We start from the raw sequence: 16,746 nt of genomic DNA on the forward strand, positions 1-16,746 counted from the left end.
CGTTCAGAAAGCTGGCGCGGATAGACATGCGAGCCGTTCTTGCCATCCTGCCGCTGATTTTCGTTTCGGCCTGCGCCAACCCGTGGGCAAAAGTGCCGGAAGCCGAACTGCCCAAGCCGATCCGCTACGCCATGGCGCGCCCCTCGCCTTTCGTCTTCGGCAATTATTGCGGCCCCGGCACCCGCACCGGCGATCTGTCGGCCCGGCCGGTCGACCGCCTCGACGCGGTGTGCCGGACCCACGACGCCTGCTACATCGCGCGCCACGATCATTGCGATTGCGACGGCGCGCTCGTCGCCTCCGCCAGGGCGATCCGTGATGACAAGACGGCGCCACGCAAGATGCGCGGCGAGGCGGAATTGCTGATCGCTACCTTCGCCATTCCCGTCTGCAAGGTGTTTCCCCAAGGCTTCATGCCGCCGCGCGACCCGGCTCAGTTGAGCGTCATGAAGGCCGGAGCCACCGGGTGAATCGCCACGCATTTGTCATCCTTGCCCTGTTCGGGCTGATCGCCCTTGCCGGTTGTGCCGGAACAGGCCGCGATTCCTGCGATCTCCTGCCGGGAGAGGCGGCCTGTGCGCGGCCCTGGCTGTCAGCAAGCATGCCTGGGCCGCAGGTCGCGGCGTCGCAGTTTTTTGGCGACGCCGGCGCCAGCGACTACGAAAGGCGCTTCCTGGCGCTGCTCGCCTACAATCAGCTCGGCGCCATGGACCGCGCCAACGGCACCGGCCCGTTCGGGCGCAACCGCCGCGACGTGCGGAACAGCGGCTTCCAGGCGACCTATTCGAAGCTGCAGCAACTGGCCGGACCGGTCACCAGGACGCATCTGCCGCCGGCCAATGGCGGCAGCGGCGAGGGTCGTTTCGACGGACGCTGGCGGGTGTCGCGGCAGACCCTCTACATCGATGCGGCCGCACGGCCCTCGTCACCCAAGAGTTTCGATTTCTCCGGCCTGCAGGCGCGCAGTACCGAGATCGTCGTGCGCCAGGCCGGCGAGCAGCCGGCTGAGATCGAGGCTACTTGCGACGGCGCGTTGGCGATCCGCGCCGCCGGCGCCGCGCGCACCATCGCCGTCGGCGCGGCATTTCGCTTCCGCCTGTCGGGTGAGGACGACACGGTCAGCCTGTTTCCAAGTGACAGCCTGAACCGCTGCACGGCAAGGGTCCGCTCCAGCCTTGCCCCGGCCGGCGCGCCGCTCACCATCCGGCGCGAAGAGGCCGCGGATCCCTCACTCGCCAGCTTCGACAGCCGCTACGAGCGCTGCCCGGTCCCCGACAGCGCCGGCCTCGACGCGCTTGAGCGTGCCTTCTATGCCAGCCGCTGGCTGTCGCAGACCTGCGCCCTGCCAATCGGCGAGCCTCGGCTGCTGCGCAAGTCGCGCGACGGCTTCAACGCCAAGGTCGAGGCGCTGATGGGCGCACAGCTTTCCGATGCGGCAATAGACAAAGGCGACCCGGAACTGCCTCTCGATTTCTCCAGGGCGCCCAGGCTGAAGCTGATCTATCTGTCGTCGCTCGAATTCAAGGCCGACTTTTCCGGCCGCATCATCGAGCGGCTGATCCGCCATCATGCCGCCCTTGGCACCAAGGTGCGCATCCTGGTCACGGACGTGCTGGAGCGCGAAAAGGACGACGCCATGCTGCACCGGCTGGCGGCGGAGTTCCCCAATGTCGAATTGCAGGAATACCGCTGGCGCGCCGATCACGGCGCGCCGATCGACGAGCAGATCTCACAGATGCACAAGACCCATCATATCAAGATGCTGGCGACGCTGGCTTTGGACCCTGCGCGCTCGCGCGTCATCATCGGCGGCCGCAACATCCATGACGGTTTCCTGTTCCACAGTCCGATCGACCTGTCGCGCTATCCGGACCTGCAGCAATACGGTAAGACCGATGGCTTTTCGCTGAACTACTATTCGAACTGGAGCGACTTCGACATCGAGTTCGCCGACAGGGCGACGGTCGAGACGCTCGCCGCGCATCTGTCGACGATATGGTTGCGCGACGCCGACACCAATCTGGCGCGCCCCTTCTCCATCCCGGTCCGTGGAGATGGCCACCCCCAGGGCAATGCCCGGCATTTCATTTCCGTGCCCTATGAGGACGACCATGCGCTGGAGGACTATTTCGTCGAACTGGTCGACGCCGCCCGCCACCATATCCAGATCGTAAACCCCTACCTCAATCTGACGCCGAGCCTCACCCAGGCCTTCGACCGGGCGCTCGCCCGCGGCGTCAAGATCGACATTGTCGGCCGCATCGACCTCAAGGGCGACATTGGCGGCAGGTTCCTCACTGCGCTCAACAAGCTGTTCGTCGAGAAATATGGCGACCGCATCAACATCCGCGAGTTCAAGGCGCCCGACGTGGTGCTGCATTCCAAGATCATGATGATCGACGAAAGGCTGGTCGCCATCTCCTCGGTCAATCTCAACAACCGCAGCTTCTTCCACGATTCAGAGAACGGCATGATGGTGCTCGATCCCGCCTTCTACGTCAGGATGAAGCCGATCTATGACGACTATCTCGCCCACTCGAACCCGGTCGCCGCCAACGTGACGATCCCTTGGGCCTATCGGCTGCTGTTCGACGAGGCTTGGGTCAGGCAGGCGTTCTGATCTTCCCGCGCCGCGCCTATTTCAGGTAGCGCTCCTGAGCCAGCGCTCGGGCATCGATGTCGGGCACCTTGTTCGACATGATGTCGGCCAGCACCTTGGCAGAGCCGCACGCCATGGTCCAACCGAGCGTGCCATGGCCGGTGTTGAGGAAGAGATTGGAAAGCTCGGTGCGGCCGATCAGCGGCGGCCCGTCCGGCGTCATCGGCCGCAGGCCGCACCAGAAGGTCGCCTCGCGCATGGCGCCGGCGCCCGGAAAGAGATCGCCGACCGAATGTTCGAGCGTGCGCCGCCGCGATTCGTGCAGCCTGAGATCGAAGCCTGAAATCTCGGCCGTACCGCCGACGCGGATGCGGTCGCCCAGCCGGGTGATCGCCACCTTGTAGGTTTCGTCCATCACTGTCGACACCGGCGCCAGGGCGGCATCCTTGATCGGCACGGTGATCGAATAGCCCTTGACCGGATAGACCGGGACCGACCGCTTCATCCGGCGCATGAAGCCGGCCGAGTAGCTGCCCAGCGCCATCACATAGGCTTCGGAGGCCTTGAACCCCTTGCTGGTGCTGATATTGGCAATGCGGTTGCGGCTGCGCAGGACGCGCCAGATCGTCGTGTCGTATTCGAACTTGACGCCGCGCTCCACGCAGAGCTCGGCCAGTTTCTCGGTGAACATCTTGCAGTCGCCGGTCTCGTCATGCGGCAGCCTGAGCCCGCCGACGAATTTCTCGCGCACGCCGGCCAGCGCCGGCTCCGCCGCGATGCAGCCGTCCTGGTCGAGGATCTCGTAGGGCACGCCATATTTCTTCAGCACATCGACATCGCCACCGGTGCCGTCGAGCTGTTTTTGCGTGCGAAACAGCTGCAGCGTGCCCCGGCTGCGCTCGTCATAGGTGATGCCGGTCGCCTCGCGCAGCGCCTTCAGCGTGTCGCGGCTGTATTCGGCCAGCGGCACCATGCGCGACTTGTTGACGGCATAGCGTTCGGCGGTGCAGTTGCGCAGCATCTTGACCAGCCAGGTCCACATATGCGGATCGAAGGCCGGCCGCACCACCAGCGGGCCATGCTTCATCAACAGCCATTTGATCGCCTTCAGCGGAATGCCGGGCCCGGCCCAGGGCGAGGCATAGCCGGGCGAAATCTCGCCGGCATTGGCGAAACTGGTTTCCAGCGCCGGGCCTTTCTGGCGGTCGAGCACCGTCACCTCGTGGCCGGCCTCGGCAAGATAATAGGCCGTGGTCACCCCAATGACGCCGCCGCCCAGCACCATGATCTGCATCGTTCACTCCTTGCCGCGCCGCGCGTCCTCAGGACGCCCGTGGACGCCACCGCATTTCTCGATTTGCGCATGATCCCAAATGAAAATCGATGCCGATTTTCGAGAACCGTGCGCTGTTGCCCATTCACGCCGCCGAGGGACCGGGGTCGTCATCTTCTGTCTGCCGCATTCCGGCCGTCTCGCCAAGAGGCCGCCAATCGTCTGCGGCGCTGTAGACGAGAGTGAGCCCGTGCGGTCGCCGCCCGTCGGTCCGGTCTTTCTGCCTGACCGCGCGCCGGGCAGCCTCCGGCTGGTAGAGCACGGCCTTGATCAGGATCGACTCCCGCCGGCCGTCGGCATGCTCGATCGAAGCCGCTTGGCCCTGCGCCATGCCAAGCATGCACAGCCCACGCCTGGTTGCCACCGACAGGCTGGAGCCCACCGGTCCGCGCACCTCGTTCTGCACCAGGGTGCGCGTCTCGGCGTGACCGGCATCGACGCTGAACACCACCCTGCTGTTCAGCGTGACGATATCGGGGCCGACCGAATCGATCGGGACAACATCAGCGCTTGAGAGCTTGTGTTCGAGCATCTGCACGATCGGGTCCGCGAATGCCCGCCGGCGCTCCAGCATGATTTCGAGGACGGCGCGGTCCTTCGTCGTCAGGCAGCAATTCGTGCTTTTCATCACCGCCTCCACGATCAGCGCCGCTGCGCGCCGGAGGCCGGTGTGTCGACGGCCTCGACCGTCACCGACAGTTCACGGCCGCCACGACTGCTCCAGCACACCGCCTGCCCGATCGCCGCTCCGATGAGCGCCGTTCCCATCGGCGTCAGCACCGAGATCTTGTTTTCGGCAATGTCGGCTTCGCCGGGATAGACCAGCATGATGCGCTGGGTCTCCCCGGCTTCGCCGCGGACCGTCACGATCGACCCCATACGCACCACGTCGGCCGGCATCGCTGCGGCCTCCGTGACGACGGCGCGGTCCATTTCGAGGAGCAGTTCCTCGGCCGTCTCCGGGGCGCGGTCGAGCAAGGCTCTCGCCAGGCCGGTCAACCTGTCATGGTCGGTGTCGCTGATCAGAATCCGGCTTGGCGGACGCAGTCCTGTTGCATATTGCATGGCAAACCTCTTGGATCGGCGCATCGAATGGACGCGCGCTTGCCACCGCACTGACGGCGGCGTGATGAAAGGCCGGCAGCCGCGAAGGGCTGTACGGCTTGATGGCGGTTTTGGATGTATGGATGCCCCGATACGGACGGACGCCGGAAGGCGGCCGCGCCGGGGCTACGATCCCGCGATCGGGCAGACCCTGAACAAGGTTCTGGTGTAGGCGAGGTTGCTCATGCCCCGAACCTTGCCGACAGGCGCACGCTTGTCAAGCGCGGCCAAACCGCTCAACCGCCGACATAGCGGCGGTGAAAGCGCGGGCCGAAACTGGCCAGGATTTCATAGCCGATGGTGCCGGCATGGCCGGCGGCGTCGTCGACGCTCTGCGAGGGACCGAGCAACTCGACCAGATCGCCCTCGCGCAGCCTGCCGGGCGGCAGGGCCGATATGTCGAGAATGATCGAATCCATTGACACACGCCCGAGGAAAGGCAGGCGCACGCCCTCGAACCAGCCCGCCGAAGCGGAGCGGCGCAGCCAGCCATCCGCATAGCCGAACGAAATCGTCGCCAGGCCCAGCGGAGCGTCCGCGTGATAGCTGTGGCCATAGCCGATGCCGGCGCCCTTTTCGACGCGGCGCGTCTGCGCCACCTTGGCCTGCAGCCACACCACGGGCAGCATCGGATTGGGCTCGCCGGGCGTCGGGTTGATGCCGTAGAGCGCCGCTCCCGGCCGAGCGAGATCGTGCTGATAGGACGGTCCGAGAAAGATGCCGGAAGAATTGGCGAGCGAGGCGGGCGCCTCAGGCAGCATGGCGCGCAGCCGTTCAAAGGCCAGCCTTTGCTGTTCGTTGGCCGGATGGCGCGGCTCGTCGGCGCAGGCCAGATGGCTCATCACATATTTGACGTCGATGCCGTCGAACGCACTGCTATCCCCGCCCAGCGCCGCGACCTCGGTCGGCGCCAAGCCGAGCCGAGACATGCCGCTGTCGACCTGGATGGCCGCCGGCAGCCGGCGACCGGCATCGTGCGCCGCCGCGCGCCAGGCTTTCAACTGCGCGCCACTGTTGATGACCGCGCAGAGCCCGGCCGCCACCGCTTCCGGCTCGGAGCCCGGCGGCAGCCCGTTCAGCACGTAGATGTCGGGTCCGGTTCCGATCGTCTTGCGCAGCGCAACGCCTTCGGTCAGCAGCGCGACGAAGAAGATGTCGCAGCCTTCCCGGATCAGGGCCGCAGCCACCTGGGCCGCGCCGAGGCCGTAGCCATTGGCCTTGACCACGCCGGCGCAGGCCACGCCGCCCAGCCGCGCCTTCAGCCGCCGGTAGTTTTCACGGACCGCGCCGAGATCGATCGTCAGGATCGCTCCGGCCGCCGCTTCGCTGACCGGCCAACCGGTGACGGTTTTCGCAGCGGACCGGTTGACGGCGTCGTTCATGGCGACCCTCATTGCATCGGCCATCAATACGACCCTCGCACCAACGCGGCAACCTCGACGCGCGATTACCGCGCCAGATGGCTGAACGCCGCCACCACGTCTTCATAGACCTTGCGCTTGAACGGCACGATCAGGTCGGGCAGGTCCTGCATCGTCCGCCACGACCATTTGTCGAATTCGGCGGTGTGGCCGCCGGGCGGCGGATTGATCTGGATTTCGCTGCTCTCGCCATGGAAGCGGAAGGCGAACCATTTCTGCGTCTGGCCGCGGTACCGGCCCTTGAAGGCAATGCCGACGAGATGGTCCGGCAGGTCGTAATTGATCCAGTCCGGCGCTTCGGCGAGCAGCGAGACGCTGCGCATGCCGGTCTCCTCATAAAGCTCGCGCTCGGCCGCCTGCAGCGGTTCCTCACCCTTGTCGATGCCGCCTTGCGGCATTTGCCATAGCTGCGTCGTACCGGCAAATTCGCTGTCGGGTTCGGCAATGCGATGCCCGACCCAGACCAGGCCCTCGCCATTGAGGATCATCAGCCCGACACAGGGACGGTAGGGCAGCGTTTCGCGGTCGACCATTTTCGTCTTCGGCATCAGTCAGTCTCTCCAGCCATCTTGCGATGGCTAACCCTTTTGTGGATCGATCGCCACCGCAGAAATCGGCACGATCTCGATGCCGCGCTTCCTGGCCTCGGCAATCCAGGATGAGACGATGTCGACCGTGAGATCAAAGGCCGAGCCGATGCCGACGGCAGTGCCCTTGGCCCGCGCCGTGGCTTCGAGACCGTCGAGTTTCTTCAGGATGGCGCCGCGATCCTGCACGGCGTCGATCGCCGTATCGCCGGCGACGAAGGGCACGCCGTCCTTCAGCGCCAGGTCGGGCGCCAGGCTGCGCGCCGACGAGCCGTCGTCTATATAGGCGAGACCCCGTTTGCCGAGTTCGGCCATGAACGGCTGCATCGCCGCCGGGTCGGCGGAGAAACGCGCGCCCATATAGTTCATGACGCCGGTATAGTTCGTCGTGCGCGACAGCGCCCAGTGCAAATCCTTGAGGTTCTCCTCGGCGCTCGCCGCCACGGTCAGCGTGTTGCGGCCGGGATTGACATTGGGATAGTCGAACGGTTCGAGCGGTACCTGCATGACGATCTCGTGGCCGCTCTGCCGGGCGGCTTGCATCCAGCGGCCGATGCTGTTGCCTTGCGGCGCGAAGGCGAGCGTCACTTCCGCCGGCAGCTTGGCGATCGCAGCCTGGGTGCCGGTCTGCGAGACGGCCAACCCGCCGATGACGATCGCCACCCGCGCCCCGCGCCCACCGGACCACGGCCGTGCATAGACGTCGAACGGCCGCCTTCCATCGGCGGAGCGTATCGGCAAGGGTCCGGCGTCGCTGGCTTCGATCAGCGCCTTGTCGGGAAGATGCGCGATCTTCAGGTTCTGCCCGATACCAGACGGATCGCGGATGACGATGGCCGCCTGCGGAGGACCATCGCCCTCCTCCTTCTGCACATGGATGATCTGGGGACCACCGGTCTTGGACGGCGCTTCAACCTTTGGCGCCGCGACCGGGGCCAGAGCGGATGGCGCGGCGGCGGGTGGGCCCGCGGCAGTCACTTTCGGCGTCGAAACGGCGACCTCTTGCGGCTTGCGAAACGGCTTTTCCCTGAGCGCGATCGCGGCCGAGACGCCGACCAGCGCCAGCACGACAACGGTCGACGCGACCACGCCAGTGCTGACCTTGCGGGCAGCGCGCGGCGCCCGGAGCGACTGTCCAAGCGGGCGTTCGATGTCCTTGCCGATATCAGCCAAGCCCTGTCCCCGGACGCATGGTTGCGAAGGCGATCCCTTCGACGACATGCGCGAATTCATCAACCCTGGCGCCCCTGGCGCCGCATCCGGAGGCTTGATCTTGCCTCCCCGAATCAAACTGCCGGAACCTTTCGGTCCCGGCAGCATCGCATTGCTTCGTTCGGGCGGCCAGACCCGGCCAACCAAACCGTTACTGGTTGAGCACGGCCTTTTCCGGATTGGGCGGGAAGGCCGGATCGGTCTTCTCGCCGCGCAGCAGCTTCTCGGCAAAGATCAGTTGCAGATCGTCCTTCGGATCCGGCGGCACATAAGCGGCCGAGCCCGAGCCGGTCGCGCTCTCGTCGGCGCCCTTGATGTGGCCCTTGAGGTCGGATTCGCCGCGCGTCAGGTCCCTGCCCTGCAGTTCCGGCGGCAGCGGCTGGTCGACCTTGATGTCGGGCGTAATACCCTTGCCCTGGATCGACTTGCCTGACGGCGTGTAATAGAGCGCCGTCGTCAGCCTGAGCGCGCCATTCTCGCCGAGCGGAATGATGGTCTGCACCGAACCCTTGCCGAAGGACTGCGTGCCCACCACCGTGACGCGGCGCAGATCCTGCAGCGCGCCGGCGACGATTTCGGACGCACTGGCCGAGCCGCCATTGACGAGCACGATCATCGGCTTGCCGTTGATGTCGTCGGTCTGCTTCGGCTTGGCGTCGAAGCGGGTGACGTCCTTCGGATCGCGGCCGCGCGTCGAGACGATCTCGCCGCGCTTCAGGAAGGCGTCAGACACGCTCACCGCCTGGTCGAGCAGGCCACCCGGATTGAGGCGCAGGTCGAGCACATAACCCTTGAGCTTGTCGTCCGGCACCTGCTTCTTGATGGTCTCGATGGCGTTCTCGAGGTCGTCATAGGTCTTTTCGGTGAAGGAGGTGATCTTCATGTAGCCGATGTCGTTCTCGACCCGGAACTTGACCGCCTTGACCTTGATGATGTCGCGCACCACCGTCAGCTCGATCGGCTTGTCGGCGCCCTGGCGCAGGATGGTGAGCTTGATCGGCGTGTTGACCAGGCCACGCATCTTTTCGACCGCGTCGTTGAGCGTCAGGCCGCGAACCTCTTCGCCGTCGATCTTGGCGATGTAGTCGCCAGCCAGCACGCCAGCCTTGGCGGCCGGCGTATCGTCGATCGGCGTGATCACCTTGACCAGGTCATTCTCCATGGTGACCTCGATGCCGAGGCCGCCGAACTCGCCCTTGGTCTGCACGCGCATATCCTGCGCCTGTTCGGCATTCATGTAGGAGGAGTGCGGATCGAGAGAGGAAAGCATGCCGTTAATGGCGTTCTCGACCAGCGACTTGTCGTCGGGCGGCGTGACATATTGTGCCCGCACCCGCTCGAAGATGTCGCCGAAGATCGCCAGCTGCTTGTAGGTCTCCGATCCCGCAGCGTTCGCCGACGAGCCAGGAGCACCATAGACAAGGCTCATGGCGGATGCGCCCATCAGCGCACCGGCAAACAGAAGCGACAGTTTCCGCATCATTTCACGTCCTTCCAGAAAAACGGTCCGCCCACCATGGGGTCGGATCGACGGGTTTTCCATCCTTGCGGAACTCGACGTAGAGTTCCGGCGTGGCATTTCCATTCTTCGAAACCGAGGTGCTTGCCACCCGGGCCTCTCCCATCGCACCGACCGGCTCTCCTGCGAGCACTGACTGGCCAGTCACGACGCTGATTCTGCTCATCCCCGCCAGAACGACATGATAACCGTCGCCAGCATTGAGGATCAAGAGTTGACCATAGGAGCGAAACGGCCCCGCATAAAGCACATTCCCATCCGCCGGAGCGGTGACGATGGCTCCCGATTGTGTCGCAAGCATGTCGCCAAGCATCACCGCGCCATTACCGTCGTCCGCGCCAAACCGGCGTTTGATGCGGCCGGTGACCGGCAGCGCGATCTGCCCCTGCAGCGCCGAAAAGGGCGCGGTCGCGGTGAGCCGGTTGCCTTCGGGAACCGGCAGCGACGCCAACGATGCCGTTTTGTCGCTGTCCGTCTGAACGTCACCCGGCTGGCCCGCGGCGGCTGCCTTTGCGGCATCCGCGGCCTTGCGGGCCTTGTCGGCCTGCGCTTCGAGCGAGGAGATCAGGTCCTTCAGGCTGGAGGCCTTGGCCGCCAACTGCGCGGAACGCTGCTGTTCGGCCGCCATTTGCGCCTGCGTATCGGCCTCGAGCTTCTGCTTGGCTTCCAGCAGCATGCCGAGCCGCTTCTTTTCCGCCACCTGCTCGCCGACAGCGTCCGTCAGCCGCGCCCGCTCGGCCTCGATCGAGGCCGTCACCCGGGTCTGCTCCTTGAGGTCGGCCAGCAGGCTGTCGGTCTGCTGGCGCAATTCCGGCACCACGGCGCCGAGCAGGATGGCGCTGCGCACCGACGACAGCGCGTCCTCCGGCTTGACCAGGATCGCCGGCGGCGGGTTGAGCCCCATGCGCTGCAGCGCGCCCAGCACTTCGGCCAGCACATCGCGTCGCGCCATGAGCGAGCCGCGGATTTTCTGTTGCTGGTTCTTCAGCCCTTCCAGCTTGGCGCCGATATCCTCGATGTCCTGGCCAAGCTTCTGCTCGGTCATCGCCGACTGGATCAGCGCGGCGGTAATCGAGGCATGGTCCTTCTTGACCGCGGCGATATCGGCGGCGAGCTTGGCAAGCCGTTCGGACGACAGCGTTATTTCCTTGGAAACCTGCTCGTACTCGGCGCGGCTCTGGTCCGGATCGGGCGCCATGTCGAGCGTGTTTTCGGCCCGCGCCGAGTGGAGCGACAGGAACATCGCCACCGCAGCCATGCCGCAGCGCGCGCGCCAGGAGCCCCCTGTCGGGCCCGTTGTCGATTTCCAGCCCTCAAACATTCGCGATCTATACTATCCGCGGCTTTGTTAACGAACCATCAACCATGTTTGACCAGCCCGTCCCCGAATGGATGTTGCCCCAAGTGGTCCCCGTTTTGGGCAACGACATGCATCAAAACCACAGATTCTCAATCTAGCTCGGCATTGGGGCGGAAATCCGGGCAATGGGCGACGAATCACTGCTGATTGCAACTCTAGCGGCAGGCTCACGCGCGATGATAGGGGTGGCCGGAAAGGATCGTCGCCACTCGGTAGAGTTGCTCCCCCAGCATCACCCGCACCAGCTGATGCGGCCAGGTCAGCGCACCGAACGACAGCACCAGATCGGCCTGGTCGCGCAGCGGTGGATCGTGGCCGTCGGCGCCCCCTATGGCCAGAACCAGCGCCTTGCGCCCACCGTCGCGCAACTGCCCGATGCGATTGGCTAAATCCTGAGAGGAAAGGCTCTTGCCGCGCTCGTCGAGCAGGATCAGCGCCGTGCCCGGCTGCAGCTGCGCCTGCAGTCGGGAGCCTTCGTCGCGCTGGCGCTCGATAGCGCTCTGCGCCCGGCCCTCGGTGATCTCGGTTATCCCGGCAAATTCAAGCCCGACCGCCGGCCCGCTCTTGGCGAAGCGCTCGAAATAGCGGTCGGCCAACTCCCGCTCGGGGCCGGCTTTCATTCGGCCCACGGCATGAACTGAAATCTTCATCCTCGCCTCTATAAGCCGCTAATGCATGTCACCCAAAAGTGGGAAGCGGTTTTGGGGCAATGACATGCATCAAAACAAAGGCGGCTTAGTGGAGGGTCTCTTCCTCGAGATCCGGCGCCTGCCACATCTTTTCGAGATTGTAGAATTCGCGGACTTCGGGGCGGAAGACGTGGACGATGATGTCGCCCGAATCGATCAGGACCCAGTCGGCGCCGGACAGCCCTTCAACGCGCGCCGTGCCGAGGCCGGCATCCTTGAGCGCCTTGAGGAGATGGTCGGCGACAGCCGAGACATGCCGGTGCGATCGGCCCGACGCGACGACCATGTAGTCGCCGAGGCTCGATTTCCCCTGAATGTCGATTGAGACGATGTTTTCGGCCTTGGAGTCTTCCAGACTGGCAAGGACTGTGTTGATGGCGCGGGACACGGCGTCGTTTACGCTGATCCCGGCCGGCGAAGGCACGATGTCGGCCTTCTTCCGCAGTGCTGTTCTCAGTGTATTTCCTTTCGCAGCAAGAACAACCAAATCACCCCAAAAGCAGGTGACACCACTTAGATAGGCAGAGTTCCGTTGCAGTTTCAAGACGCAGCCACAACTGACGCGAACTCGCCGATTGCCAGCCTGTTCCATGCGGGGCGCAAAAAAGATCGGAACCCTGGCGTCTGGCATGGGTTATCGGCTGACCGACCAACCGGAATCCCGCCATGCCGATCGACCCGCAAAACACGCTTCTCACAGTCCAGGCCGGCCTGGCGCAGCTCAGTACGCTGATTGTCTCCTATTCCTTCTCGGCTATCGGCGCCATCATCCTGTTGGTGGTCGGCTACATCGTCGCCGGCCTCGCCGAGCGCTCGATCTTTGCCGGCCTCGGCCATATCCACGGTTTCGACGCCACGCTGCGGCATTTCTTTTCCAAGATCGTCCGCTACGCCATCCTGATCCTGGTCGTCATCATGGTGCTCGGCCAATTCGGCGTGCAGACCGCCTCGATCATCGCCGCGATCGGCGCCATCGGCCTGGCCATCGGCCTGGCGCTGCAAGGCACGCTGCAGAACATCGCCGCCGGCATCATGCTTCTGGCGCTGCGGCCGTTCCGCATCGGCGAATCCGTCGAGGTCGGCGCCATTTCAGGGTCGATCGAGGAAATCGGTCTGTTCGCCACCAGGCTCAGGACCGCCGACGGCGTCTACATACTGGCGCCCAATTCGACGCTGTGGAACCAGCCGGTCCGCAACTTTTCGCGCAACGGCGTGCGCCGCGCCGACATCAGCCTGAGCATCGGCTCGTGGAACGACATCGACGGCGCCCAGAAGACATTGCTTGCCCTTGCCGGTGCCGACAAGCGCATCCGTCGTGAACCGGCGCCGATCGCCTTCGTGGCCAGCCTCGGTGATACGACCGTTTCGCTTACCTTGCGCTATTGGACCTCGGCGGCCGACTATTTCTCCACGAATATCGACATGACGAAGCGCGCAAAGCAGGCTTTCGACAGCGAGGGCATCTCCATCCCGCTGCCGCCGCCGGAAGCGCCTGCACAAGAGACCCGTAAGCAGTAAGCAGCCGCGAGGCGTCCAGAGCGCTTTTCCCCCCGGCCGTGCGAAGGAAACCGGTTCAGTCCTTGGTCCGGCCTGCGGTCTCGTCCGGCGCATAAGCGAGTTCGACCGGCAGCGGCGCCTGTGCCGTCATCGGCGCGAAGCTGCCGGTGTCGGTGGCGGGTACCGCCTGTGTGGTGAACACACGCAACAGCACGAACAGGCAGAAGGCGCAGGCGATGACGACAGTAACATAGATGAAGGCCTGCGTGCCGAAGACGGCCGACAGCGCCGTGACGATACCCGGCACCACGAACCCGGCCAGCGACCAGGCGAACAGGAGCGAGCTGGACAGCGCCACCATATCGTCCTTGCCGGCCCGGTCGGCGGCGTGCGCGCTGGACAGCGAATAGATCGATTCCGAGGCGCCGTCCCACAAGACATAGATCACCAGCAGCGCCGGCAGCGCGCCGCCGTCGAAACCGAGCGCGAACATGCCGGCCACCGCGGCCAGCGCGGATGCCCCGATCAGCACGTAACGGCGATCGGTGCGGTCGGAAATCCAGCCGAAGGGAAGCTGCAGGATCAATGTGCCGAGCGGCATCACCGAAAGCAGCAACGCCACATCGGCCTGGCTGTAGCCCTTGGCCGTGGCATGGATCGGCGCGAAACCGGAAATCGACATCGACAGGCCGCCGACCGCCAGCATGCCGGCAACGCCGACCGGCGAAATCCGCCAGGCCCGGCGCAGCGCCACGGAGGCGGCCTGCGGCGCCGGTGGCTGCGCCAGCCGTGTCATGCCGACGGGCAGGATCGACAAAGCCGTGAAGGCAATACCGATCAACGGCGCATCCGCGGTTTTGATGTCGACCAACGCCAGCGTCGCATAGCCGACGCCGAGACCGGCGACATAGGCGACGTAGAAAAAGGCCATCACCCGGCCGCGTATGGTGTTGGCCACGGCATCGTTCAGCCAGCTCTGCGCGACGATGAACAGACCGCATATGGCAAAGCCGTAGAGAGCGCGCGCGCCGATCCACAGCACGGGATGCGGACCGGCGCCGATGGCCGCGTTGGACAGCGCGATCAGCGCAGACAGCACCATGAAGGCGCGGGCATGGCCGACCCTGCGCACCAGCGGCCCGGTCAGGATGCAGCCGGCAAGACCGCCGGCCGACAGGCCGGTGACGATCAGCCCGGCCCAGGTCGGATCGAAGCTTTCGACGCCGAGCCGGACCGGGATGTAGGCAAACATCAGCCCGTTGCCGATGGCGATCAGCGCCATCGACACGATGACACTGGCGATCGCGATCAGCGGCGTCGGCGCGCTGCCATGCTCCGGTTCGATTTTGGTATGGTGCTTCACGGGAGTGGCCATGTTCAGACACGATCGCCCATTCGGCGGCGAAAAGCCCCTGCAAAAACGACATCAGCGATCTTCCTTCTCCCGCAAGGGAAGAAGGAAGATCCGTGCAAGCCCTACCCCTTCGCCATCTTGCGGATCGCGCTTGACGACAGCGATGAGCGCGGGCCGTGGATGAAGGTCCAGGCCGGCGCCTTCATGTGGGCGAGCAGCGGCGCGTCGCCTTCGTCGATGCGGGCATAATCGAAGGTCTTGGCGACCACCGACGACAGGAACGACAGCGTCGCGCCCGGCCGGTCGATGACCGCGATGGGGAAGGTCAGCACGATCTCGCGCCAGCGCTGCCAGCGGTGGAAATCGCGCAGACTGTCCGCGCCCATGATCCAGACGAAGTCGACACCCGGATTGCGCGCCTTGACCAGCGCCAGCGTGTCGGCGGTGTAGCGCACATGATGCGCGGCCTCGAAGGCGGTGATCTTGATCTTCGGGTTCTTGGCGATCTGCTCGGACAGTTGCAGCCGCTCGGCCAGCGGCGCCAATTCCCGCGTGCTCTTCAGCGGATTGCCCGGCGTCACCATCCACCACAGCTGGTCGAGCGCCAGGCGCCTCAGCGCGATCTCGGCGACCAGTGCATGGCCTGCATGCGGCGGATTGAACGAGCCGCCGAACAGGCCGACGGCCAGGCCTTTCTCGGCATGCGGCATTTTCAGGTAGGCGGAGTGCACTGGCGGTCCGGAAGATGCCAGCATCGCCTCAGGCTCTGATAACGAAAAACGTCAAGGCCTCACCTGTCCCGACCCGCGCACGCGATATTTGAACGAGGTCAGCTGCTCGACGCCGACCGGCCCGCGCGCATGCATCTTGCCGGTGGCGATGCCGATCTCGGCGCCCATGCCGAACTCGCCGCCATCGGCGAACTGCGTCGAGGCATTGTGCAGCAGGATCGCCGAATCGATCTCGTTGAAGAACCGCTCCACGGCTTTCGGATCCTCGGCGATAATCGCCTCGGTGTGATGCGAGGAGAAGGTCTCGATATGCTCGATCGCGCCACCGATGCCGTCGACCAGCTTCACCGCGATGATGGCGTCGAGATATTCGGTCACCCAGTCGGCATCGGTCGCCGGCTTGGCGTCGAAAAACACCTTCAGCACCTCTTGATCGGCATGGATCTCGCAGCCGGCGGCGCGGAGCGCATCGAGGATCGGCACCAGATGCGTGGACGCCACCGCGCGGTCGACCAGCAGCGTCTCGGCCGCGCCGCAGACGCCGGTGCGCCGCATCTTGGCGTTGACGGCGATCTTGACCGCCATGTCGAGATCGGCGGAGCGGTCGATGTAGAGGTGGCAGATGCCTTCGAGATGGGCGAAGACCGGCACGCGCGCCTCGCTCTGCACCCGCCCGACCAGGCTTTTGCCGCCGCGCGGGATGATGACGTCGAGCGTGCCGCCGAGCCCCTTCAGCATCTCGCCGACGGCGGCGCGATCGGTGGTCGGCACCAGCTGGATAGCGTCTTCCGGCAGGCCGGCCGCCTTCAGGCCCTCGACCAGGCAGGCATGGATGGCAGCGGACGAATTGAGCGAATCCGAACCGCCGCGCAGGATCACCGGATTGCCGGCCTTGAGGCAGAGCGCACCGGCATCGGCCGTCACGTTCGGGCGGCTCTCATAGATGACGCCGACGACGCCGAGCGGCGTCCGCACGCGCTCGATCCGCAGGCCATTCGGCCGTTCCCATGCGGCGATCACGTCGCCGACCGGATCGTTGAGTTCAGCGATTTCGCGGATGCCGTCGGCCATGGCACGGATGCGCGCCGGATTGAGCTTCAGCCGGTCCATGAAGGAGGCGGAAAGCCCTGACTCCTGGCCATTCGAGATGTCGATGGCGTTGGCGTCGAGAATGTCCTGTTGCCCGGCGACGATCGCCTCTGCCATGGCAAGCAGCGCGGCGTTCTTGGCGGCGGTGGCGGCGATGGCCAGCGGTCGGGCGGCGGCGCGGGCGCGGCGGCCGATATCGGCCATCAGCGCCACGGTGTCATCCCCGGATTTTTCATGCAGCTTCAGCATGG

The 16,746-nt window shown here is 65.2% G+C and carries 16 protein-coding genes; 3 read left to right on the forward strand and 13 right to left on the reverse strand.

The window, feature by feature from the left end:
* Positions 1–26: 26 nt before the first annotated feature.
* Positions 27–470, forward strand: a complete 444-nt coding sequence (locus tag CK226_RS26780; protein WP_095793473.1) for a hypothetical protein — start codon at positions 27–29, stop codon at positions 468–470.
* Positions 467–2,620, forward strand: coding sequence for a phosphatidylserine/phosphatidylglycerophosphate/cardiolipin synthase family protein (locus tag CK226_RS26785; RefSeq protein WP_095793474.1), 2,154 nt, complete (start codon positions 467–469; stop codon positions 2,618–2,620). The genes CK226_RS26780 and CK226_RS26785 overlap by 4 nt, the downstream gene beginning before the upstream one ends.
* A gap of 16 nt (positions 2,621–2,636) precedes the next feature.
* Here CK226_RS26785 and CK226_RS26790 read toward each other — a convergent pair whose 3' ends face one another.
* The 10 genes from CK226_RS26790 to rsfS all read right to left on the reverse strand — a co-directional run bounded on the left by CK226_RS26790 (position 2,637) and on the right by rsfS (position 12,248).
* On the reverse strand, positions 2,637–3,893 hold the full coding sequence (locus CK226_RS26790) for a D-amino acid dehydrogenase (RefSeq protein WP_095793475.1): 1,257 nt from the start codon (positions 3,891–3,893) through the stop codon (positions 2,637–2,639).
* A gap of 124 nt (positions 3,894–4,017) precedes the next feature.
* On the reverse strand, positions 4,018–4,560 hold the full coding sequence (locus CK226_RS26795; RefSeq protein ID WP_095793476.1) for a nucleoside-diphosphate kinase: 543 nt from the start codon (positions 4,558–4,560) through the stop codon (positions 4,018–4,020).
* Positions 4,561–4,574: 14 nt separating this feature from the next.
* Positions 4,575–4,997: a nucleoside diphosphate kinase regulator gene (rnk, locus tag CK226_RS26800; RefSeq protein ID WP_095793477.1), complete on the reverse strand. Its 423-nt coding sequence runs from the start codon at positions 4,995–4,997 to the stop codon at positions 4,575–4,577.
* A gap of 275 nt (positions 4,998–5,272) precedes the next feature.
* Positions 5,273–6,418, reverse strand: a complete 1,146-nt coding sequence (gene alr, locus CK226_RS26805; RefSeq protein WP_095793501.1) for an alanine racemase — start codon at positions 6,416–6,418, stop codon at positions 5,273–5,275.
* Positions 6,419–6,483: 65 nt separating this feature from the next.
* Positions 6,484–7,005 (reverse strand): RNA pyrophosphohydrolase, encoded by a 522-nt coding sequence (locus CK226_RS26810; RefSeq protein ID WP_095789936.1) that lies wholly within the window; start codon positions 7,003–7,005, stop codon positions 6,484–6,486.
* A gap of 30 nt (positions 7,006–7,035) precedes the next feature.
* Positions 7,036–8,217 carry a divergent polysaccharide deacetylase family protein gene (locus tag CK226_RS26815; RefSeq protein WP_095793478.1) on the reverse strand — a complete coding sequence of 394 codons (1,182 nt, stop codon included), beginning with the start codon at positions 8,215–8,217 and terminating at the stop codon, positions 7,036–7,038.
* 190 nt (positions 8,218–8,407) lie between these two features.
* Positions 8,408–9,739: a S41 family peptidase gene (locus tag CK226_RS26820; protein WP_095771995.1), complete on the reverse strand. Its 1,332-nt coding sequence runs from the start codon at positions 9,737–9,739 to the stop codon at positions 8,408–8,410.
* A 1-nt stretch (position 9,740) separates the two neighbouring features.
* Positions 9,741–11,096, reverse strand: a complete 1,356-nt coding sequence (locus CK226_RS26825; RefSeq protein WP_095793479.1) for a murein hydrolase activator EnvC — start codon at positions 11,094–11,096, stop codon at positions 9,741–9,743.
* A 206-nt stretch (positions 11,097–11,302) separates the two neighbouring features.
* Positions 11,303–11,785, reverse strand: a complete 483-nt coding sequence (gene rlmH, locus CK226_RS26830; protein ID WP_095789939.1) for a 23S rRNA (pseudouridine(1915)-N(3))-methyltransferase RlmH — start codon at positions 11,783–11,785, stop codon at positions 11,303–11,305.
* Between the two features lie 85 nt (positions 11,786–11,870).
* Positions 11,871–12,248, reverse strand: coding sequence for a ribosome silencing factor (gene rsfS, locus CK226_RS26840; protein WP_010912111.1), 378 nt, complete (start codon positions 12,246–12,248; stop codon positions 11,871–11,873).
* A gap of 242 nt (positions 12,249–12,490) precedes the next feature.
* On the opposite strand from rsfS, the gene CK226_RS26845 reads away from it, so the two are divergent.
* Entirely contained in the window at positions 12,491–13,342 is an 852-nt protein-coding gene (locus tag CK226_RS26845) for a mechanosensitive ion channel family protein (protein WP_095793480.1), read from the forward strand.
* A 55-nt stretch (positions 13,343–13,397) separates the two neighbouring features.
* On the opposite strand, the gene CK226_RS26850 is transcribed toward CK226_RS26845, so the two are convergent.
* The 3 genes from CK226_RS26850 to CK226_RS26860 form a co-directional block, all read right to left on the reverse strand.
* Positions 13,398–14,696, reverse strand: a complete 1,299-nt coding sequence (locus CK226_RS26850; protein ID WP_095793481.1) for an MFS transporter — start codon at positions 14,694–14,696, stop codon at positions 13,398–13,400.
* Between the two features lie 101 nt (positions 14,697–14,797).
* Positions 14,798–15,385 (reverse strand): nicotinate-nucleotide adenylyltransferase, encoded by a 588-nt coding sequence (locus tag CK226_RS26855; RefSeq protein WP_095771990.1) that lies wholly within the window; start codon positions 15,383–15,385, stop codon positions 14,798–14,800.
* Positions 15,386–15,457: 72 nt separating this feature from the next.
* Positions 15,458–16,744, reverse strand: a complete 1,287-nt coding sequence (locus CK226_RS26860; protein ID WP_095793482.1) for a glutamate-5-semialdehyde dehydrogenase — start codon at positions 16,742–16,744, stop codon at positions 15,458–15,460.
* Between the last annotated feature and the right edge of the window lie 2 nt (positions 16,745–16,746).

Source organism: Mesorhizobium sp. WSM4311 (assembly GCF_002295115.1).
GTDB lineage: Bacteria > Pseudomonadota > Alphaproteobacteria > Rhizobiales > Rhizobiaceae > Mesorhizobium.

What these genes read in the sequence shown, in the direction of transcription:
- CK226_RS26790 (WP_095793475.1), bottom strand. Translation starts at nt 3,893, where the DNA reads ATGCAGATCATGGTGCTGGGCGGCGGCGTCATTGGGGTGACCACGGCC.
- CK226_RS26855 (WP_095771990.1), bottom strand. Translation starts at nt 15,385, where the DNA reads ATGCCGCATGCCGAGAAAGGCCTGGCCGTCGGCCTGTTCGGCGGCTCG.
- CK226_RS26860 (WP_095793482.1), bottom strand. Translation starts at nt 16,744, where the DNA reads ATGCTGAAGCTGCATGAAAAATCCGGGGATGACACCGTGGCGCTGATG.
- CK226_RS26845 (WP_095793480.1), top strand. Translation starts at nt 12,491, where the DNA reads ATGCCGATCGACCCGCAAAACACGCTTCTCACAGTCCAGGCCGGCCTG.
- CK226_RS26795 (WP_095793476.1), bottom strand. Translation starts at nt 4,560, where the DNA reads ATGAAAAGCACGAATTGCTGCCTGACGACGAAGGACCGCGCCGTCCTC.
- CK226_RS26820 (WP_095771995.1), bottom strand. Translation starts at nt 9,739, where the DNA reads ATGATGCGGAAACTGTCGCTTCTGTTTGCCGGTGCGCTGATGGGCGCA.
- CK226_RS26850 (WP_095793481.1), bottom strand. Translation starts at nt 14,696, where the DNA reads ATGGCCACTCCCGTGAAGCACCATACCAAAATCGAACCGGAGCATGGC.
- rnk (WP_095793477.1), bottom strand. Translation starts at nt 4,997, where the DNA reads ATGCAATATGCAACAGGACTGCGTCCGCCAAGCCGGATTCTGATCAGC.
- rlmH (WP_095789939.1), bottom strand. Translation starts at nt 11,785, where the DNA reads ATGAAGATTTCAGTTCATGCCGTGGGCCGAATGAAAGCCGGCCCCGAG.
- CK226_RS26780 (WP_095793473.1), top strand. Translation starts at nt 27, where the DNA reads ATGCGAGCCGTTCTTGCCATCCTGCCGCTGATTTTCGTTTCGGCCTGC.
- alr (WP_095793501.1), bottom strand. Translation starts at nt 6,418, where the DNA reads ATGAACGACGCCGTCAACCGGTCCGCTGCGAAAACCGTCACCGGTTGG.
- CK226_RS26825 (WP_095793479.1), bottom strand. Translation starts at nt 11,096, where the DNA reads ATGTTTGAGGGCTGGAAATCGACAACGGGCCCGACAGGGGGCTCCTGG.
- CK226_RS26810 (WP_095789936.1), bottom strand. Translation starts at nt 7,005, where the DNA reads ATGCCGAAGACGAAAATGGTCGACCGCGAAACGCTGCCCTACCGTCCC.